The 20,005-nt window shown below is 69.8% G+C and carries 19 protein-coding genes; 18 read left to right on the forward strand and 1 reads right to left on the reverse strand.

The annotated features are described in order from the left end of the window. The first annotated feature begins 99 nt into the window (after positions 1 to 99). The 11 genes from H9L21_RS02565 to H9L21_RS02615 all read left to right on the forward strand — a co-directional run bounded on the left by H9L21_RS02565 (position 100) and on the right by H9L21_RS02615 (position 11,747). Positions 100 to 1,041 (forward strand): ABC transporter permease, encoded by a 942-nt coding sequence (locus H9L21_RS02565; RefSeq protein ID WP_154595818.1) that lies wholly within the window; start codon positions 100 to 102, stop codon positions 1,039 to 1,041. Continuing rightward, positions 1,038 to 2,009 (forward strand): ABC transporter permease, encoded by a 972-nt coding sequence (locus H9L21_RS02570; RefSeq protein WP_154595817.1) that lies wholly within the window; start codon positions 1,038 to 1,040, stop codon positions 2,007 to 2,009. The genes H9L21_RS02565 and H9L21_RS02570 overlap by 4 nt, the downstream gene beginning before the upstream one ends. Further along, positions 2,006 to 2,887 (forward strand): ABC transporter ATP-binding protein, encoded by an 882-nt coding sequence (locus H9L21_RS02575; RefSeq protein WP_154595816.1) that lies wholly within the window; start codon positions 2,006 to 2,008, stop codon positions 2,885 to 2,887. Before H9L21_RS02570 ends, H9L21_RS02575 begins: the two co-directional genes overlap by 4 nt. Continuing rightward, positions 2,880 to 3,680: an ABC transporter ATP-binding protein gene (locus H9L21_RS02580; protein ID WP_154595815.1), complete on the forward strand. Its 801-nt coding sequence runs from the start codon at positions 2,880 to 2,882 to the stop codon at positions 3,678 to 3,680. The genes H9L21_RS02575 and H9L21_RS02580 overlap by 8 nt, the downstream gene beginning before the upstream one ends. Before the next feature lie 45 nt (positions 3,681 to 3,725). Further along, entirely contained in the window at positions 3,726 to 5,252 is a 1,527-nt protein-coding gene (locus tag H9L21_RS02585; RefSeq protein ID WP_154595814.1) for a class I adenylate-forming enzyme family protein, read from the forward strand. After that, positions 5,249 to 6,271, forward strand: a complete 1,023-nt coding sequence (locus H9L21_RS02590; RefSeq protein ID WP_187411728.1) for a phosphotransferase family protein — start codon at positions 5,249 to 5,251, stop codon at positions 6,269 to 6,271. The genes H9L21_RS02585 and H9L21_RS02590 overlap by 4 nt, the downstream gene beginning before the upstream one ends. Positions 6,272 to 6,328: 57 nt before the next feature. Then, on the forward strand, positions 6,329 to 7,924 hold the full coding sequence (locus tag H9L21_RS02595) for an ABC transporter substrate-binding protein (protein WP_154595813.1): 1,596 nt from the start codon (positions 6,329 to 6,331) through the stop codon (positions 7,922 to 7,924). A gap of 169 nt (positions 7,925 to 8,093) precedes the next feature. Continuing rightward, a complete protein-coding gene (locus H9L21_RS02600) occupies positions 8,094 to 9,668 on the forward strand; it encodes an ABC transporter substrate-binding protein (protein WP_187411729.1) in 1,575 nt (524 codons plus the stop codon). A gap of 74 nt (positions 9,669 to 9,742) precedes the next feature. After that, on the forward strand, positions 9,743 to 10,510 hold the full coding sequence (locus tag H9L21_RS02605; RefSeq protein WP_154595811.1) for a crotonase/enoyl-CoA hydratase family protein: 768 nt from the start codon (positions 9,743 to 9,745) through the stop codon (positions 10,508 to 10,510). Positions 10,511 to 10,552: 42 nt separating this feature from the next. Continuing rightward, entirely contained in the window at positions 10,553 to 11,032 is a 480-nt protein-coding gene (locus H9L21_RS02610; protein WP_154595810.1) for a MaoC family dehydratase, read from the forward strand. Between the two features lie 37 nt (positions 11,033 to 11,069). After that, the gene (locus H9L21_RS02615) at positions 11,070 to 11,747 is read left to right on the forward strand and encodes a TetR/AcrR family transcriptional regulator (RefSeq protein WP_154595809.1); all 678 of its coding nucleotides are present in this window, start codon (positions 11,070 to 11,072) and stop codon (positions 11,745 to 11,747) included. Positions 11,748 to 11,809: 62 nt separating this feature from the next. Here H9L21_RS02615 and H9L21_RS02620 read toward each other — a convergent pair whose 3' ends face one another. After that, positions 11,810 to 13,267 carry an MFS transporter gene (locus H9L21_RS02620; RefSeq protein ID WP_154595808.1) on the reverse strand — a complete coding sequence of 486 codons (1,458 nt, stop codon included), beginning with the start codon at positions 13,265 to 13,267 and terminating at the stop codon, positions 11,810 to 11,812. Positions 13,268 to 13,418: 151 nt separating this feature from the next. On the opposite strand from H9L21_RS02620, the gene H9L21_RS02625 reads away from it, so the two are divergent. From H9L21_RS02625 to H9L21_RS02655, 7 genes are all read left to right on the forward strand, one after another. Then, positions 13,419 to 14,618: an acetyl-CoA C-acyltransferase gene (locus H9L21_RS02625; RefSeq protein ID WP_154595807.1), complete on the forward strand. Its 1,200-nt coding sequence runs from the start codon at positions 13,419 to 13,421 to the stop codon at positions 14,616 to 14,618. Next, positions 14,618 to 15,454 carry an enoyl-CoA hydratase-related protein gene (locus tag H9L21_RS02630; RefSeq protein WP_154595806.1) on the forward strand — a complete coding sequence of 279 codons (837 nt, stop codon included), beginning with the start codon at positions 14,618 to 14,620 and terminating at the stop codon, positions 15,452 to 15,454. Before H9L21_RS02625 ends, H9L21_RS02630 begins: the two co-directional genes overlap by 1 nt. Before the next feature lie 21 nt (positions 15,455 to 15,475). Continuing rightward, entirely contained in the window at positions 15,476 to 15,775 is a 300-nt protein-coding gene (locus H9L21_RS02635; RefSeq protein ID WP_154595805.1) for a putative quinol monooxygenase, read from the forward strand. After that, positions 15,759 to 16,451 carry a TetR/AcrR family transcriptional regulator gene (locus H9L21_RS02640; RefSeq protein ID WP_222865828.1) on the forward strand — a complete coding sequence of 231 codons (693 nt, stop codon included), beginning with the start codon at positions 15,759 to 15,761 and terminating at the stop codon, positions 16,449 to 16,451. Before H9L21_RS02635 ends, H9L21_RS02640 begins: the two co-directional genes overlap by 17 nt. Positions 16,452 to 16,533: 82 nt before the next feature. Then, on the forward strand, positions 16,534 to 17,751 hold the full coding sequence (locus H9L21_RS02645; RefSeq protein WP_187411730.1) for an acyl-CoA dehydrogenase family protein: 1,218 nt from the start codon (positions 16,534 to 16,536) through the stop codon (positions 17,749 to 17,751). Then, on the forward strand, positions 17,744 to 18,913 hold the full coding sequence (locus tag H9L21_RS02650) for an acyl-CoA dehydrogenase family protein (RefSeq protein WP_187411731.1): 1,170 nt from the start codon (positions 17,744 to 17,746) through the stop codon (positions 18,911 to 18,913). Before H9L21_RS02645 ends, H9L21_RS02650 begins: the two co-directional genes overlap by 8 nt. Continuing rightward, positions 18,910 to 19,971: an acyl-CoA dehydrogenase family protein gene (locus H9L21_RS02655; RefSeq protein WP_154595804.1), complete on the forward strand. Its 1,062-nt coding sequence runs from the start codon at positions 18,910 to 18,912 to the stop codon at positions 19,969 to 19,971. Before H9L21_RS02650 ends, H9L21_RS02655 begins: the two co-directional genes overlap by 4 nt. The last annotated feature ends 34 nt before the right edge of the window (positions 19,972 to 20,005 follow it).

Here is a 20,005-nt window from a genome sequence, read left to right on the forward strand (position 1 = left end):
GGTCCCTGGACCGCCCGCACGCCCGGCCACGCCCAGCGTGGCCTCCCATCCCGCCGATCCCAGGAAAAGAACGATCAATGCTGATGGAGACGAAGTGACATGAAGTGGCGTCGGTTCCTGGTGTCCCGGCTCGTCCGGCTCGCCTTCGTGCTGGTGGCGATCACCACCCTCACGTTCCTCATGATGCACTTGGCCCCGGGTGACCCCGCGCGCCTCGTGGCCGGCATGGACGCGGACGAGCAGGCGGTCGAGGTCGCCCGCGAGCGGCTCGGTCTCGACCAGCCGATGTACCGCCAGTTCCTCGACTACGTCGGTGGTCTGTTCCGTGGCGACATGGGCACGTCCTTCGCCACCAACCAGCCGGTGACGTCGGAGATCGCTCAGAAGATCGGACCCACCGCGCAGCTCGCGGTCATCGGCATGGCGCTGATCCTGCTCGTGGGCCTGCCCCTGGGCATCATCGGCGCGGTCCTGACCCGCAACGGTCACCGCTGGTTCGAGATCATCTTCAGTGGATCGACCGGCGCGATGGCCTCGATCCCGCAGTACCTCATCGCGACCTTCCTGGCCTTCCTGTTCGCCGTGACGTGGCAGCTTCTGCCGGTCGCGGGATCAGGATCGATCGAGGCCGCGATCCTGCCGGCCGTGGCCATCGCGGTCCGTCCGGCCGCGTCGATCGCCCGCCTCGTGCGGGTGCGGACCCTGGAGGTCCTCGAGTCCCCGTACGTCCGCACGGCACGCAGCAAGCGACTGCCGACGCGCAAGCTCTACCTCTCCCACGTCTTCCCCAACTCGATCACGACCATGCTCGCCATGGGCGGCGTCACCTTCGCCAGCCTGATCGGCGGCGCGGTCATCGTCGAACAGGTCTTCGCCCGCCTCGGGCTCGGCACGACGCTGGTCCACAGCGTCCTGGTCGGCGACTACCCGGTCGTCCAGGGCATCGTCCTGCTCCTCGGGCTCTCCGTGGTCCTGGTCAACGCCCTGGTCGACGTCATCCTCGGGATCGTCGATCCCCGCACCATGGAGGCCGGCCGATGAGCACGAACCGCCACGGCACCACGCGCCAGATGGTCCGCGCGTTCCTGTCCAGCCCGACCGGCATCATCTCGGGCCTGATCCTGCTGGGCCTGACCGTGCTGGTCATCATGGGCCCGAACGGGTTCGGCGACCAGGCCGTCGTCAGCAACATGGCGCGCTCGAGCGAAGGGCCGTCCGCGGACCACCGCTGGGGCACCGACGCCCTGGGTCGCGACATCTTCACCCGCACCCTGGCCGCGACCCGGCTGTCCATCCTCTACGCCTCCGCCGCGGTCTTCTTCGCGATGATCGTCGGTGGCCTGATCGGCGGCCTCATCGCCGCCGGCAGTCCGCGCGTCCGCAAGGTCGGCGCCACCGTCATCGACACGATGATGGGCTTCGGCGACATCCTGCTGGCCGTCGTCGTGGTGGCCATCGTGGGCGTCGGCGCGAAGGGCGCCGTGCTCGCGATCGGTGTGGCGTTCACGCCGCACTTCGCCCGCTTCACGTACAGCCTGGTCGACTCGGTGATGGTGCGCGACTACATGTCCGCAGCACGGGTCGTCGGCGTCAACAAGTCGGGCATCGGACGCCGGTACGTCGGCCGCAACGTGGCCGACAGCCTCGTCATCGTGACGTTCACGACCGTCGCCGAGGGGATCATGGCGATGTCCTCGCTGAGCTTCCTGGGCCTGGGTATCCAGTCCCCGCAGTTCGACTGGGGCCAGATGCTCACCGACGGGGTCAAGAACTTCTACCTCAACCCGTACGCCGCCCTCGTGCCGGCGTCGTTGATCCTCATCACCGGCCTGGCGGTCAACCTCTTCGGTGACGCCCTCGCCCGCGCCGTCAACCCGGTGCTGTGGAACGAGCGGCCGAGCCTGTTCCGCTCGCGGTTCCGGCGCAACCGCGCCAAGGCGCTGGCCGAGACGCCCGAGATCACGATCGACCCCGCCATGGAGACCGAACTCAGGAAGGGACGCCCATGAACGACGCTCCCGTGAACGACGACCGCCTGCTGGACGTGCGCAACCTCTCGATCAGCATCGAGAACGGCGACGAGGCGCCGCCGCTGGTGCGGGACGTCTCGTTCCACCTCGACCGCGGCGAGATCGTCGGCATCGTCGGCGAGTCCGGCAGCGGCAAGACCCTGACGTCGCTCGCGGTGTCGCGGCTGCTGCCCCAGGGCCTGACGATGACCGCCGACCGGGTCGACTTCGACGGTCACGACCTGCTGAACGGGTCGGACCGCGAGCTGCGGACCGTGCTGGGCACCAACCTCGCGATGGTGTTCCAGGACCCCATGTCCTCGCTCAACCCGGCGCGCAAGATCGGCGCCCAGATGATCGAGACGGTGCGCGAGCACCGGGGCCTGTCCAAGAAGGAGGCGCGGGCCCTGGCGATCCGCAGCCTCGAGGACGTGCACATCACCGAGCCGGCCAAGCGACTCAAGCAGTACCCGCACGAGCTGTCCGGCGGCATGCGCCAGCGCACGATGATCGCGATGGGCCTCATGGGCGAGCCGAGTCTGATCCTGGCCGACGAGCCCACCACGGCACTGGACGTGACGGTGCAGGCGCAGGTCATGCAGCTGCTGTGCGACCTGAACGACCGCAAGGGCAGCGCCGTGCTGCTGATCTCGCACAACATCTCGCTGCTGTCCGAGGTGTGCGACCGGATCATCGTGATGTTCCGCGGCGAGATCGTCGAGGACCTCACCACGGCGAAGCTGCTCTCGGGCCCCGATCACCCCTACACACAGGGCCTGATCCGCGCGGTCCCCGATCTCAACACGGACCGCAGCGAGGATCTCGTGACCATCGAGGACGGGCAGTTCGACGTCGAACGGGAGATGAACCATGCTTGAGATCCAGAACGTCGAGGTGACGTACCCCGGACCGCCGCCGTTCACGGCCGTCAAGGGCATCGACCTCACCGTGCCGACCGGCTCGACCGTGGGCCTCGTGGGCGAGTCCGGCTCGGGGAAGTCCTCGATCGCCCGCGCCGCCATCGGCCTGACGCCGGTGACGCACGGCAAGATCCTGCTCGACGGCGAGGACGTCACGAACCCCAAGGGCCGGGCGCTGCGCCACCTGCGCGGCCGTGCCCAGCTGGTGTTCCAGGACCCGCACGCGTCGCTCAACCCCCGCATGGAGATCGCGATGGCCGTGCAGGAGGCGGTCAGCGTCGCCACGGGCAAGCGCATCACGTCACGCGAGTGCGCCGACGCGGCGCTGGACCTGCTCGACAAGGTGGGCGTGCCGAAGGCGGCCGTCCGCCGCTACCCGCACCAGCTGTCCGGCGGGCAGCTGCAGCGCGTGTCGATCGCCCGGGCGCTCGCGCTCGAGCCGTCGCTCATGATCCTCGACGAGGTCACCGCGTCGCTGGACGTCTCGGTCCAGGCGCGCATCCTCAACCTGCTGCGTCAGCTGCAGCGCGAGCTCGACGTCTCGATGCTCTACATCTCGCACGACCTGTCGGTCATCCGCTACCTGGCCGACCACGTGTACGTCATGCGCCACGGCGAGATGGTCGAGGCCGGCACGGCCGACCAGGTCTTCGAGTCCCCGCAGCAGGAGTACACCAAGGCCCTGCTCGCCGCCGTCCCCACGCTGGGCGGCAGTCGCTGGCGCTCGCGCCACGACCTCGCCGTCAGCTGACCGAACCCATCGAACGCTCCGAGGCGGAGCACAAGGAGCTCATGCATGAACACCGTTGACCGACTGTGGAGTCACGCCGAGAACACCCCCGACGCGATCGCCGTGCGGGTCGCTGACGAGTCGTGGACGTACGGGCGGCTGCGCGACCTCATCGCCACCTGGGCGGCGCGGTTGGACCGGGCCGGCATCTCGGCGGGAGACCGCGTGCTGCTCGTGGCGCCGACGTCGCAGGAGTTCGTCGTCGTGCACCATGCCGTCGCGGCGATCGGCGCCATCGGCGTGACGGTCAACTCGACGTCGACCGCGGCCGAGCTCGAGTACTTCCTCACGGACGCCGAGTGCGCGCTGGCGATCGCCTGGCACGAGACGCAGGACGTCGCGCGCCGGGCCGCCGAGGCGACGGGGATCGACCTGTGGGTGCTCGAGGCGGGGGACGTCGATATCGACGTCTCGCCCGATCTGCAGCTGCCCCGGCCCATGGCCGAGGACGACACGTCGGTGCTGCTCTACACGTCGGGGACCACCGGCAAGCCCAAGGGCGCCGAGCTGACCCACGGCAACATCGTGGCCTGCGCCGAAATCATCGCCGGCGCCCTGGAGAGCGACAGTTCGGACCGGGTGGGCACGGCGCTGCCGCTGTTCCACGTGTTCGGCCAGGTCTGCGTCATGGCCAGCACCTTCGCTGTCGGCGCGAGCCTGTCGCTGCTGCGTCCCTTCAGCGGTCCCGGCCTCCTGCAGATGGCCGCGGCGCACCGCCTGACGGTCCTGGCCGGTGTCCCGACGATGTGGAACGCCATGCTGCACGCCGACGTGGACGTCTCGCGCGAGGACCTGGCGGGCCTGACGCACGCCCTGTCCGGTGGTGCCGCGCTGCCGCTCGCGGTCGCCGACGCGTTCCGCGAGCGCTTCGGCTGCCGCGTCCTGGACGGCTACGGCCTCAGCGAGACGACCGGCGCGGCCACGTCCGCCAAGCTCAGCGTCCGGCGCAAGGAGGGCTCCGTCGGCCCCGCACTGCCGCGGTTGAAGGCCTGCATCATGGACCCGGACGGCCGTCAGGTCGAGCCCGGCGTCCACGGCGAGGTCGCCGTCGCGGGCCCGGTCATCATGAAGGGCTACTGGCGCCGTCCCGAAGCCACCGCGGAGGTCATGCGCGGCGAGTGGTTCCTGACCGGCGACATCGGCAAGCAGGACGAGGACGGCGACGTGTGGATCGTCGACCGCAAGAAGGACCTCGTGATCCGCGGCGGCTACAACGTGTACCCGCGCGAGATCGAAGAGGTGCTCTACACACATCCGGACCTGCGCGAGGTCGCCGTCATCGGTGTCCCCGACGACCGGTTGGGCGAAGAGATTGCCGTCGTCTTCGCCCCGCACCCCGGGCGCGAGGTGGACGCCGCACGTCTGCGCGAGTGGTTGGAGGAGCGGGTGGCCCCCTACAAGGTGCCGCGGGTCTACCAGCAGGTCGAGGAGCTGCCGAAGGGCTCGACGGGCAAGATCCTCAAGCGCCAGCTCGACCGCGGTGCGGTCCTGGCGGAGGGGACGCGTGTCTCCAGCGGCAGGAGCGCGTCGTGACACAGCTGATCGCGACGGAGCCCGTCGCTCGCTGGATCGCCTCCCTGGGGATCGGGGCCGAGGGCCCGATCGAGTTCCGACGGGTCGGCGCGGGGCAGTCGAACCTCACCTTCCTGGTCACCGATGCCGTCGGGCACCGGTGGATCCTGCGCCGTCCTCCGCTGGGCAAGCTTCTGGCATCGGCCCATGACGTCGAGCGCGAGCACCGGATCATGTCCGGGCTGCAGGGCACCGGGGTCCCGGTGCCGGCGATCCACGGGTTCACGAAGGACCCGGCGGTGACGGACGCGCCGATCATGCTCATGGACTTCGTCGACGGTCGGGTGCTGGACAGCATCGAGGCCATCGAGACGGTGCCCCAGGACTCCCGGCGCGCCATCGGGCTGTCGCTGGCCTCGACGCTGGGATCGGTCCACGCGGTCGATCTCGCCGCAGCCGGACTGGCCGACCTGGCCAGCCACGCGCCCTACGCCGAGCGCCAGCTGCGCCGCTGGCACCGCCAGTGGGAGCAGTCCCGCACGCGGGACCTGCCGATCGTCGCCGATCTCGCGCAACGGCTCACCGCCCAGGTGCCCGAGCAGCGCGAGGTCTCGCTGGTGCACGGCGACTTCCACCTGATGAACGTGATCACCGACCCCCGTGCGGGTCGCGTCACGGCGGTCCTGGACTGGGAGCTGTCGACCCTGGGTGATCCGCTGGCCGATCTCGGCGGACTGCTGGCGTACTGGCCCCAGGCCGACGACGAGATCCTCACCGGCTTCCAGGGTCCGACGCTGCCGGGATTCCCGTCGCGCGACGAGCTCGTGGCCCAGTACGCCAAGAGCACGGGACGCGACGTGTCGGCCATCGGCTTCTGGTACGTCCTGGGCCTGTGGAAGATCGCGATCATCGCCGAGGGCGTGTTGCGCCGGTCGATCGACGACCCGCGGAACACCGCCGTCACCGGCCAGATCTCCAGTGACCTGATCGACGCCCTGCTGGCCCGTGCCGATCTCGAGGCACGCGCCGTCGGACTCTGAGGATCACGGGCACCCCCCACCTGTTGATGTTCGAAATTGAGTACGTGAGAGGTTGACATGAAGTTCAACGAGCGAGTCGGCGCGACGCGCCGCTCCACCCGGCGCCGTGGCCTGGCCACGGCCGCCGTCGCGGCCCTGGCCGCATCCGTCCTGGCCGCCTGCGGCGGCGGGGACAGCTCCGGCAGCGGAGCGTCGGGCGAGACGCCCGAGCAGGTCACGATGGTGCTGCGCAATGACGTGGACACCTTCGACCCGATGTTGACGGCCGCCGAGAACGGCGCCGTCCAGATGTACGAGGCGCTGTACGACACGCTCGTGCGTCGCAACTGGAAGACCGGCGACTACGAGCCGGCGATGGCCACTTCCTGGGAGATCACCCCGACGAAGATCGACTTCGCGCTCAAGGACGGGCTGAAGTGCAGCGACGGCACCGACCTGCTGCCCACGGACATCCAGAAGTCGCTGGAGCGGCTCGCCGATCCGAAGACCGGCTCGATCTACACCGGCCGGTTCTTCGGCGCGGGCGGCGTGAAGCAGATCGTGGCCGACGACGAGGCGAACACCGTCTCGGTCGAGGTCAACGAGCCGCACACCGACCTGATCGACAGCATGGCCGCAGCGTTCATCGTCTGCCCGAAGGGCCTGGCCGACACCGAGGCGCTGGCGACGACGCCCCAAGGATCAGGCCCCTACAAGCTCGCGTCGATGAAGCGCGGCGACACCTACGAGCTCGAGGCCTGGGGTTCGCCCGCCCTCGAGGATCCCGAGAGCGTGCCGGACCAACTGACGTACCGCGTGGTCACGTCCGACTCGACCCGCGCCAACCTCGTCGACACCGGTGACGCGGACATCGTCAGCGTCATCGGGCGCGACTCCAAGCGCCTCGAGGCGAGCATCGAGCCGATCCAGGGCAAGGCGTTCCAGGCCGACTCGATCGTGTTCAACCAGCGTCCCGGCGCCCCGTTCGCCGACGAGCGACTGCGTCGCGTCGTGGCCCAGGCCGTCGACGCCACGAGCTACACGAAGGCGGCGTCCTTCGACGTCGGCGAGGCGATCGACACGCTCGCCACGCCCAACATGGACTGCTACGTCGAGAGCAACGGCGAGATCGGCCTGAAGTTCGACAAGGACCAGGCGAAGGCCGACCTGTCGGCTGCGGGCTACGGCCCCGGTGGCAAGGAGCTGTCGGTGCGCCTGCTGGGCTACGACCTGCAGAACTCCGGCCCGGAGTACGTCGCCGACGCCCTGCGCGAGCTGGGCATCAAGGTCGACATCACGAACGGCACGCTGGCCCAGGCGGCCGGTGTCGTCTACGGCGACGCGGGGGAGTGGGACGTCATGGTCTTCCCGATGAACGCCCCCGCGCCGCACCTGTATCCGGCGGTCACGAAGATGAGCTCGAACCTCGGTGAGGGCGGGTCGTACAACTTCGGCCGGGTCCACAACGAGGAGTTCGACCGCTACGCGAAGCTGGCACCCGCCTCCACCGGGGACGAGCGGTGCGAGAACTGGAGCAAGGCCGAGGCGGCCCTGCTCGAGCGCACCGACGTGGTGCCGATGATGTGGCCGATCGCGAACTACTTCTCGAAGGACCTGACCTTCGAGACGGGCTACCGCACGACCGATCTGCGCACCATCCGCGTCAAGGGCTGAGTCCTCGACGAGATCAGGCCGGTTCGCCCGGGCCTCGTGCCCCGGCGGACCGGCCTTCTCATGGTCTGAAATGAAACTGAATTCAGTATTGATATCTCTCGTGACTTGGGTCACACTCAGGTCAGAAGAAACTGAAGTCGTCTTCAGGCTCACGTCCGAAAGGTTGATCATGACTGCTCCCCGAAATCGATCCCTGCGCCGAGGTGTGGGCGCCCTCGGCCTGATGGTGCTGTCGGCCTCCGTCCTGGCCGCATGTGGCGGCTCCGCCGAGGGTGGCGACAACGTCGCCGGGGAGGCTCCGAAGCAGGTGACCATGGACCTGCGCAACGACGTCGACACCTTCGACCCGATGCTCACGGCCGCCGATCAGGGCGCCATGCAGATGTACGAAGCGGTCTACGACACGCTCGTCCGGCGCAACCTGACCACCAACGAGTACGGGCCCTCGATGGCCACCGACTGGAAGGTCACGGCCACGCGGATTGACTTCAACCTGAAGCCGGACCTGAAGTGCTCCGACGGCACCGACCTGCTGCCCACCGACGTCGCGAACTCGCTCAAGCGCCTCGCCGACCCGAAGACGGGGTCGATCTTCACCGGCCGGCTCTTCGGGGCAGGGGGGATCAAGGAGATCGCCGCGGACGACGAGGCGGACACCCTGTCGATCGAGGTCAACGACCCTCACTCCGACCTGCTCGACGGGCTGACGCAGGCCTTCATCGTGTGCCCGAAGGGCCTGAAGGACCTCGACGCGCTCGCGTCGGCCCCGCAGGGCTCGGGCCCCTACAAGATCACCACGCTCAAGCGCGGTGACGCCTACGAGCTCGAGGCCTGGGGTTCGCCGACGGTCGAGCCCGGCGACGTCCCGGAGAAGATCTCGATCCGGGTCGTCACGTCGGACTCCACGCGGGCCAACCTCTTCGAGACCGGCGAGACGGACATCGCCGCGATCACGGGCCGGGACTCCCAGCGGCTGGAGGCCAAGACCAAGCCGATCCAGGGCAAGACGTTCCAGGCGGACTCGCTCACGTTCAACCAGCGTGACGGTGAGCCGATGGCCGACGAGGCCCTGCGGCGTGTGGTGGCCCAGGCGATCGACGCCGGTGACTACACGAAGGCGGCGTCGTACGACCTCGGCGAGCCGATGCACACGATCATCACCCCGAACATGGACTGCTACGACGAGAAGAACGGTGAGCTGGGGGTCAAGTACGACCCGGACCAGGCCAAGGCCGACTTGAAGGCCGCGGGTTACGGCCCCGGCGGCAAGGAGCTCACGCTGCGTCTGCTCGGCTACGACCTGCAGAACTCCGGCCCGGACTATGTCGCGGACGCGCTGCGCAAGATCGGGATCAAGGTGGAGGTCACCAACGGCACGCAGGCGCAGGCCGGCGGCATCGTCTACGGCGACGAGGGGGACTGGGACATCATCGTCTTCCCCTTCCAGTCGCCCGCGCCGCACGCCTACCCCCTCGTGACCAAGATGAGCTCGAACCTGGGTGAGGGCGGTTCCTACAACTTCGGCCGCATCACGAACGAGGAGTTCGACCGGCTCACGAAGCTGGCACCGGCGGCGACCGGCGAGAAGCGGTGCGAGTACTGGGCCGGTGCCGAGGCCGCGCTGCTCAAGGACACCGACCTCGTCCCGCTCATGTGGCCCGTCACGAACTACTTCACGAAGAACCTGACGTTCGACGCGAGCTATCGCATCGTCGACCTGCGGACCATCCGCGCGGTCGAGTGAGACCGGTGGGCACCCCGGCGCAGCCGGGGTGCCCACTTCCTTTCCCATCCGCAGCACGAAGCGCAAGGAGCACCATGTCAGTCGTACTCGCCGAGAAGGTCCTGGACGGTCGAGCCCTGCTCATCACCCTGAACCGGCCCGACGCCCGCAACGCCGTGAACGGTCAGGTCGCCCGCGAGATGGCCGCGATCCTGGACGACCTGGACGCCGACCCCGCGCTGGCCGTGGGCATCATCCGCGGCGAAGGCCGTGGCTTCAGTGCCGGCATGGACCTGAAGGCGTTCCTCGAGGGCGACTTCCCCACGTTCGAGGACCGCGGCTTCGGCGGCTTCGCCGAGCGTGGACCGAAGACCCCGCTGATCGCCGCGATCGAGGGGTTCGCCGTCGCCGGCGGCCTGGAGATGGCCCTGGCCTGCGACCTGATCGTCGCCGCCTCCGACGCGAAGCTGGGCCTGCCCGAGGTCAAGCGGTCGCTCATCGCGGCCGGCGGCGGCCTGCTGCGGCTCGCGCAGCGCATCCCGTACCACGTGGCCGCCGAGATCGCCCTGACCGGAGACCACCTCCCGGTCGAGCGGCTCCACCAGGTCGGCCTGGTGAACCGCGTCGCCGAGCCGGGCCACGCGCTCGACGAGGCGCTCGCGCTGGCCGCCCAGCTGGTCGACAACGCCCCGCTGGCTCTCGAGGGCTCGAAGTACGTCCTGGAGAACGCCGCCGACTGGGGGATGGCCGACGGCTGGAAGCACCAGCAGCCCGTCATGGAGCGCGTGAGCACGTCCGAGGACGCCCGCGAGGGGGCGACCGCGTTCGCCGAGCGCCGGGCGCCCGTCTGGCGCGGACGCTGACCCCTACCGATTTCCCACCACACCCTGCAACGAAGGACAGACATGACCGACACGACCCAGCTCCCCGTCCGCCCCCAGAACGTCGCCGAGCTCGAGGCGCTCATCGGACGGACGATCGGCCCCACGCAATGGCACGACGTGACGCAGGAGAGCGTCGACGCCTTCGCCGACGTGACCGGCGACCACCAGTGGATCCATGTCGATCCCGAGCGGGCCGCCCAGAGCCCGCTGGGCACGACGATCGCGCACGGGCTGTACAGCCTGTCGCTCGGGCCGGCGTTCTCGTACTCGCTGATCTCGTTCGAGGCCTTCACGCACAGCCTGAACTACGGGTACGAGAAGGTGCGCTTCCCGGCACCGCTGCCGATCGGCTCGCGCGTGCGCATGACCACCGAGGTCATCGCCGTCGACCACGTGCCCGGCGGCGTCCAGGTGCGTGCCCGTCAGGTGTTCGAGCGCGAGGGCTTCGACAAGCCGGTCGCGGTCGCCGAATCGCTGGGGCGCCTCGTCGAGGCCGGATGACCCGAACTTGACGTCAAATTCCCGTAGCATGTAACCCATGAGTAGCACGCCAGAGAGTGCGGCGCGTCACCGTCGCTCGGCCGGGTTCTCCGGGGAAGCGACGTCCCGCGACCTGCCCACCACCCCGCGTGGCCTGCGTACCCGCGCCAAGCTCGTCGACGCCGCACGCGTCGTCTTCGAGCGCGACGGGTTCCTCGATGCGCGGCTGGTGGACATCACCTCCGAGGCGGGCATCTCGGCCGGATCCTTCTACACGTACTTCGACAGCAAGGAGGAGATCTTCTCCGCCGTGCTGGGCGAGGTCGAGAAGGAGATGCTCCACCCCGACGTCCGTGCCGTCACCAGCGGGGACGACCCGGTGGAGATGATCCGGCAGGCGAACCGCGCCTACCTGGAGTCGTACCAGCGGTTCGCGAGCTTCATGCGGCTGCTGGAGCAGGTCGCCAGCATCGACGAGGGGTTCCGCGAGCTGCGCCGCAAGCGCGGCGAGTCGTTCGTCCGTCGCAATGCCAAGAGCATCCGCCAGATGCAGCAGGACGGCGTGGCCGGGGCCGACATCGATCCGATGATGGCGGCCTCGTTCCTGTCCGGCATGGTGGCGCGCGCGGCGTACTCGCGGTTCGTGCTGGGCGAGGACTGGACGATCGACCAGATGGTCGACTCGCTGACCGAGCTGTGGGCGAACGCCCTGAAGATCACTCGTCCCGCGACCTGATCGACCCGACGACGAAGCCCTCGACCGCGGACGGTCGGGGGCTTCGTCGTTCGCGGGTCCGGTCAGGGGGTGGGTCGCGGGTCGCGGCCGGTCGTCTGCGCGGCCACGTCCTGCCGGCGGGGGATGCCCACGGCGGTGATGAGAATGCTGAGCGCCATGGTCGCCGCGCCGATCGAGAAGACGATGACGAACACCGACTCGTGCGGGTGGTCGTCGGGCATCAGGTGACCGGCGATCAGGGCGACCACCAGTGCGCTGCCGAGGGCGCTGCCGGCCGACCGGGTGATCGAGGCCATCGCATTGGCCAGTGCGGTCTCGTGAGGGCGGACGACGGCGGTGACGACGGCGGGCACGGCGGCGAAGCCCATGCTGAAGGCCGCGTTCGTGATGACGCCGCCCATGATGACCTGCCAGGCCCGGTCGTGGAACGCCAGGAGCTGCAGGTAGCCGAGCAGGCCCACGACCGAGGAGACGAGCAGTGTCGCGCGACCGCCGAACCGGCTGACCCACATGCCGCCCAGCGGGGAGGCGATGATGCCGATGCTCGCGGCCGGGAGCAGGTAGACCAGGCTCGTCTCGAGCACCGAGGCCGAGAACCCGTGTCCGTGACTCTCGGGAACCTGGACGAGCGCCGTGATCGCCAGGAAGATCAGGAACATCCCGAAGCCGATGAAGAAACCGATCGCATTGGCCGATGCCAGGGTCCGGTCGCGCAGCATCGCGATCGGCACCAGCGGCTCACGCACCCGGTTCTCGACCGTGAGCCAGACGGCGAAGGTCACGACCGCGCCGACGAGGCAGCCGACGGTCGTGACGCTCGCCCAGCCCCAGTCGTTGCCCTGGGTCATGGCCAGCAGCAGCAGGATCAGGGCGACGCCCAGCAGGAACCCGCCGGTCCAGTCGACGCGGCCGGTGCGGTGGGGGCGATCGCGGGGAATGACCACGAGGGCCAGGACCAGCAGCACCAGTGCCACGGTCAGCGTGAACCAGAAGATGTTGCGGTAGTCGCGGTCGCCGTGGGTGAGGATGCCGGTCAGGACCAGTCCGGCTCCGGCGCCGACACTGATCGCACCGGTCAGGAACGACAAGCCCAGCGGCAGCCGCCGGGGCGCGAGGTGGTCGCGCAGGATTCCCACGGACAGCGGGAAGAGACAGAACGAGGCCCCCTGCACGGCGCGGGCGACCAGCAGCAGCCAGTAGGAGGAGGTCGCGGCGGCCAGCAGCGATCCGGCGGCGACCGCGACGACGACCACGAGCACGAGGCGGCGGCGGCCGTGGAGGTCGCCGGACTTGCTCAGGACCGGGGTCAGGACCGCCGCGGCCAGCAGGTTGATCGTGACGACCCATCCGATCGCGGCGGTCGAGACCTCGAGGTCGCGGCTCATCTTGCCCAGCACGGGGACCGCCATCGTCTGCAGCAGCGCGGTCACGGTGGACAGCAGGGCCAGGACGCAGACCAAGGCCGCGCCGGACGTCCGCGTCGGGCGGTCGGCCCGGCGACGCGTGGTGTTCGGTGACATCGGCGTCCCGGCTCGCTTCCTGCGCACGAGGCGCGGTTGACAATCGGGCGGACCCCAGCCAAAGTTGAAACTGAAGTAAGATTCATGTTAGCTCCATCGCGCCCCGGGCGCGAGCACTATTTCCCATTGATCTCGAGCAGAGGACACGTCCATGAGAGAGGCTGTGGTCGTCTCGACCGCCCGCACCCCGATCGGCAAGGCCTATCGCGGGGCGTTCAACAACACCCAGGCCCAGCAACTCGCCGGTCACGCCATCGCCGAGGCCGTGAAGCGGGCCGGCATCGACGGCTCCGAGGTCGAGGACGTCGTCCTGGGCGCGGCGATGCAGCAGGGCAGCTCCGGTTTCAACATCGCGCGTCAGGGCGCCCTGCGCGCCGGCCTGCCGACCTCCGTCGCCGGCATGTCGGTCGACCGCCAGTGCGCCTCGGGCCTCATGGCGATCGCGACCGCGGCCAAGCAGATCGTCCACGACGGCATGGACATCACGATCGGTGGCGGCGTGGAGTCGATCTCGCTGGTGCAGAACGAGCACATGAACGGGCACCGGGCGAACGATCCGTGGCTCGAGGAGCACCGCCCCGACCTGTACATGCCGATGCTGCAGACCGCCGAGATCGTGGCCGAGCGCTACGGCGTGAGCCGCGACGCCCAGGACGAGTTCGCGCTGCTGTCGCAGCAGCGCACGGCCGCCGCGCAGGCGGCCGGCCGGTTCGATGCCGAGATCGTGCCGTTCGAGTCGGTCCAGCTGGTCCAGGACCGCGAGACCAAGCAGATCAGCGAGCAGCGCGTGACGCTGGCGAAGGACGAGGGCAACCGCCCGTCGACGACCCGCGAGTCGCTCGCCGGCCTGTCCGCGGTGCTGCCCGACGGCCAGGTGACCCAGGTGTCGAGCGTGACCGCCGGCAACGCCTCGCAGCTCTCCGACGGCGCGTCCGCCTCGGTGCTGATGGAGGCCAAGGTCGCCGAACAGCGCGGTGCCCAGGTGCTCGGCGTCTACCGCGGCATGGCCGTCGCGGGCTGCGATCCCGACGAGATGGGCATCGGGCCGGTCTTCGCGATCCCGAAGCTGCTCAAGAACCACGGGCTCACGGTCGACGACATCGGCCTGTGGGAGCTGAACGAGGCCTTCGCGTCGCAGGCGCTGTACTGCCGCGAGGCCCTGGAGATCGATCCGGAGCGCTACAACGTCAACGGCGGGGCGATCTCGGTCGGTCACCCGTACGGCATGACCGGCGCACGCCTCGTGGGCCACTCGCTCATCGAGGGCAAGCGCCGCGGCGTCCGGTACGTCGTCATCTCGATGTGCATCGGTGGCGGCATGGGCGCCGCGGGCCTCTTCGAGGTCGCGTGATGTCCGCGCAGCTCATCGGCGGCACCAGCACCGAGGACGACGTCTACGGCCAGGTCGATGACGGCATCGGCACCATCACGCTGAACCGTCCCGATCGCCGCAACGCGCTGTCCGACGCGATGGTCGCGGGACTGGAGTCCCTGCTCGACGCCATGCAGGAGTCGCCGGAGGTCGGCGTCATCGTCATCACGGGCGCCGGCAAGGCGTTCTGCTCCGGCGGCGACGTGCAGGACTTCGACGCCAAGGGTGGCGAGGGCGGCGGCAGCACCGAGGTGGACGCCGCGGCCGTCGAGGCCCAGCGGCAGGCTCAGCGCGCGACGGTCGCCAAGATCTACCGCAGCCGCAAGCCCGTGATCGCGGCGATCCCGGGCGCTGCGGCCGGCGCCGGCCTGGGCCTGGCCCTCGCGGCCGACTTCCGGATCGGCAGCGAGCGGGCCGTCTTCGCGACGGCGTTCGGCGCGGTCGGGCTGTCGGGCGACTTCGGCGTGGCGTGGCTGCTCAACGACATCGTGGGGCCGGTGAAGGCGCGTGAGCTCATGCTGCTGAACCCGAGGGTCCGCGCCGAGGAGGCCCGCTCGCTCGGCCTGCTCAACGAGGTCGTGCCCGAGGACGAGTTCGACGCCCGGGTGCGCGCTCTGGCCGAGCAGCTCGCGAACGGACCGGCGCTGGCCTATGAGTACATGCTGGACAACCTCGACCGCGCGCCCCGCGTGAGCCTCGAGGAGAGCATGGACGCCGAGGTGCCCCTGCACAAGGCGACCGGCCTGACCGAGGACCACATCGGCGCGGTCCGCGCCTTCGTGGAGAAGCGCACGCCGACCTTCGGCCGGCGCTGACCACCGATCGAGAGGAACCGCATGATCAACGTGACCGCGGCTGTCACGGTCCGCGAGGACCGCACGGCCGACTTCGAGGCGGCCGTCGCCGCCGCCCGCCCGGGCATGCTCGCCGACCCCGGCTGCACGCGCTGGGACCTGCAGCGGGTCAGCCGGTCCGAGGTGGACTACGTGCTGCTGGAGGAGTACGTCGACGGTGACGCCCTGCGTCGCCACGGCCAGTCCGCCGAGTTCGTCGCCTTCGGTGAGGTTCTCCAGGACCTCATCGCCGGCCCGCCGGTCCTCTCCGTGCTGAAGCCGGTCGGTGAGCAGTCCCGCTAGCGGGCTGCCCGAGGGGCACGAGGCGGGTTCGCTGGTCGACGAGCGACAGGTCCGGGCGCTGCCCGTGACCGCGCGCGGCCAGCGGACCCGCGAGTCCCTGGTCGCGGCGGCGCGGCGGGTGTTCGAGCGCGACGGGTTCATCAACTCGCGCCTGACGGACATCGCCCGGGAGGCCCGCACGTCGATCGGGACGTTCTACACGTACTTCGACGGCAAGGACGAGGTCTTCACCGCCGTCCTGCAGGTCGCCCAGGACGACATGCTCCACCCGGGCCTGCCGCGGGTGGAGGAGGATCCGCAGAACATCGCCGCGGTCCTGGAGGCGTCGAACCGCGCCTACTTCGAGGCGTACCGGCGCAACGCGAAGCTCATGGTCCTGCTCGAGCAGGTCGCCACGATCAACCCGGACTTCCGCGTCCTGCGCCTGGAGCGCTCCAAGGTGTTCACCGACCGGGTCGCGCGCTGGGTCGAGTCGATGCAGGAGTCCGGGATGGCCGACCCGAGCCTGGAGCCGCTCATGACGTCCCGTGCCCTCGCCAGCATGGTGAGCCGCCTGGCGTACTACTCCTTCGCGCTGGGGGAGGAGTGGGACGTCGACGCGATGGTCGAGACCTCCACCAAGCTGTGGTTCAACGCGCTCGGGATGAATCCGCCCGGGGCGGCCGTCGATCCGTGATCCCCGCTGTCGCGGACCATTGCCACCGAGCCACCCACGCGCTAGCCTGAGTTGAATCTGAATTCACCTTTGGGAGACTCCCGTGGAATTTGCCTACGACGCCACCACCAACGACCTGATCGAGCGCCTGACCTCGTTCATGGACGAGTTCATCTATCCCGCCGAGGCGACCTTCTGGGAGCAGCTCGAGGCTGCTCCCGACGTGTGGTCGCCGCCGCCGGTGATCGAGGGCCTGAAGGCCGAGGCGAAGAAGCGCGGCCTGTGGAACCTGTTCCACCCCGGCGCCGAGGGCGCCGGCCTGACGAACCTGCAGTACGCGCCCCTGTGCGAGATCATGGGCCGCAGCCTGCACATCGCCCCCACGGCCACGAACTGCGCCGCGCCGGACACCGGCAACATGGAGGTGCTGAGCATGTTCGGCACCGACGAGCAGAAGAAGCAGTGGCTCGAGCCGCTGCTGGCCGGTGAGATCCGCTCGGCCTTCGCCATGACCGAGCCGGCCGTCGCCAGCTCGGATGCGACGAACATCGAGACCTCGATCGTGCGCGACGGCGACGAGTACGTCATCAACGGCCGCAAGTGGTTCATCTCGGGTGCGATGAACCCGAACGCCAAGATCATGATCGTCATGGGCAAGACCGACCCGAACGCGTCGCGTCACCGCCAGCAGTCCCAGATCCTCGTGCCCCGTGACACCCCCGGCGTCGACATCAAGCGCGGCATGCGCGTCTTCGGCTACGACGACCGCGATCACGGTGGCCACGCCGAGGTCGTCTTCACCGACGTGCGCGTGCCGGTCTCGAACCTCATCGCGGGCGAGGGCGAGGGCTTCGCGATCGCCCAGGCCCGTCTCGGGCCCGGACGCATCCACCACTGCATGCGTCTGATCGGCATCGCCGAGCGCAGCCTCGAGCTGATGGTCGCGCGCGCCAACGACCGCGTCGCCTTCGGCAAGCCCTTGAGCGAGCAGGGTGTCGTCCGCGACTGGATCGCGGAGTCGCGCGTCAAGATCGAGCAGATCCGACTGCTGACCCTCAAGGCCGCCTGGCTGATGGACACGGTCGGCAACAAGGGCGCGCACACCGAGATCCAGGCGATCAAGATCGCCGCGCCCCGCACGGTGGAGTGGATCGTCGACAAGGCCATCCAGGTCCACGGCGGCGGTGGCCTGAGCCAGGACTTCCCGATCGCCGAGTGGTTCGCCCAGGTGCGCACGCTGCGCTTCGCCGACGGACCCGACGAGGTGCACAAGAACGCCCTGGCGCGCCACGAGCTGCGGAAGGTGGCCACGCGTGACTGACGTGCGCGCGGAGGTGGCGGCCCTGCTGGCCCGCTTCGACCTCGAGACCGTCGACCCCGTCGAGTTCCTCGGCGCCCGCTTCGACGCCGGCCTGGCGTGGGTGCACTTCCCCGTCGGGCGCGGCGGGCTGGGTCGTCCTCGCGACGAGCAGCAGGTCGTCGAGCAGTTGCTCGCCCAAGCCGGAGCACCGGCGCCCGACCTCGGCCTGAACAGCATCGGCCTGGGCATGGCGGCCCCGACTCTCATCGCCTTCGGCACGCCCGAGCAGCAGGACCGCTACCTGCGACCGCTGTTCACGTGCGAGGAGGTCTGGTGCCAGCTCTTCAGTGAGCCCGGCGCCGGGTCCGATCTGGCCGGTGTGGCGACCCGAGCCGTGCTCGACGGCGACACCTGGATCGTGAACGGCCAGAAGGTCTGGACCTCCGGCGCCCAGAACGCCCAGCGGGCGATCCTCGTCGCACGGACCGACCCGACGGTCGTCAAGCACGCCGGCCTGTCGTACTTCGTGGTCGACATGAGCGACCCCGGGGTCGACGTGCGTCCGCTGCGCCAGATCACCGGTGAGGCCGAGTTCAACGAGGTCTTCCTCAGCGACGTCCGCGTCCCGGACACCGATCGGGTGGGTGCGGTCGGCGCCGGCTGGCGCGTCGCCACGACGACGCTCAACAACGAGCGCGTGGCGATCGGCAGCGGCGCGGATCGCGAGGCCGGACAGATCGGCATCGTCACCGAGCGCTGGCGGCGCGACCCGTCCGTGCGGTCCGCGGCCGAGCACGACCGGCTGATGTCCTGGTGGGTCGAGACCGAGGTGACCCGCCTGGCCGGCGAGCGACTCCGTCAGCAGCTCGCGGTGGGCCAGCCCGGCCCCGAGAGCTCGGCGATGAAGCTCGCGTTTGCGAAACAGGCCCAGCAGGTCTCGGGCTTCGCCCTGGAGCTCGATCCCGACGCGGGTCTGCAGTACGACGACTGGACGATGGTGCGAACCGGCTCGGCCAGCTTCCTGGGCCGCGGCCCGGGCTTCCGTTACCTGCGCGCCAAGGGCAACTCGATCGAGGGCGGGACGTCCGAGATCATGCGCAACGTCGTGTCCGAGCGTGTCCTGGGCCTGCCCGCCGACCACCGCCCCGACAAGGGCGTTCCCTTCAATGAGGTGCCGCGATGACTGAACTTCTCTACTCGGACGTCGAGGAGTCGCTGCGCTCGAGCGTGCGCGGCGCACTGAAGCGCACCGTCGATCCCGCGACCGTGGCGGCGCTCTACGACGCCCCGGACACCGACGTCTCGGCTGCCTGGTCCGCCCTCGCGGGCGACCTCGGCCTGGCCGGGTTGCTGGTCCCCGAGGAGTGGGGCGGCGCGGGTGCCGGCGCGCGCGAGGCGTCCGTCGTGCTCGAGGAGCTGGGCCGCGCCGTGGCGCCGGTCCCGTTCCTGGAGAGCGCCGTCATCGCGACGACCGCGCTGCTGGCCGTCGAGGCGCAGGACGTCCTGGAGCAGCTGGCCTCGGGCGACCGACGGGCCGTCCTCGTCCTGCCCTGGTCGGCCCGTGCCGGCGCCTGGTCGGCGGGGGAGGGAGTCACGGCTCCGGTCGCCGGCGCCCTCGGTGCCGACCTGTTCGTCGTGCCGACCTCGGTCGACGGGACCGTGCAGCTGGTGCTGCACGAGACCGCTGACGTCGCGGCGCTGACCTCGCTCGACATGAGTCGGCCGCTGGCATCGGTCGCGCCGACGGGCGAGGGGCGCGTGCTGGCCGAGGGCGACACCGCGGTCGCGGCCGTCGATGCCGCGCTGGCCGCGGGTGCCGCCCTGCTCGCCTCCGAGCAGCTGGGCCTCGCGCAGTGGTGCCTCGAGACCACCGTGGAGTACGCCAAGACGCGCATCCAGTTCGCCCGGCCGATCGGCTCGTTCCAGGCGATCAAGCACCGGCTCGCCGACCTCTACCTCGAGGTCACCCAGGCGCAGGCCGCGGCGCGGTACGCGGCGGACACGCTGGCCACGCGAGACCCCGACGCGCCCGTCGCGCAGGCGGTCGCGCAGTCCTACTGCTCCGACGTCGCGGTGCACGCGGCCGAGGAGGCCCTGCAACTGCACGGCGGCATCGGTATGACCTGGGAGCACGGGGTGCACCTGTACCTCAAGCGCGCCAAGTCCGACCAGCTGGCACTCGGGACGCCGGCCGCCCACCGCGCCGACCTGGCCGGGCTCGTCGACCTTCCGCAGCACTGACCTTTCGACCACGACCGACTCCACCTCCACAGAA

This window comes from Aeromicrobium senzhongii (genome assembly GCF_014334735.1).
GTDB classification, from domain to species: domain Bacteria; phylum Actinomycetota; class Actinomycetes; order Propionibacteriales; family Nocardioidaceae; genus Aeromicrobium; species Aeromicrobium senzhongii.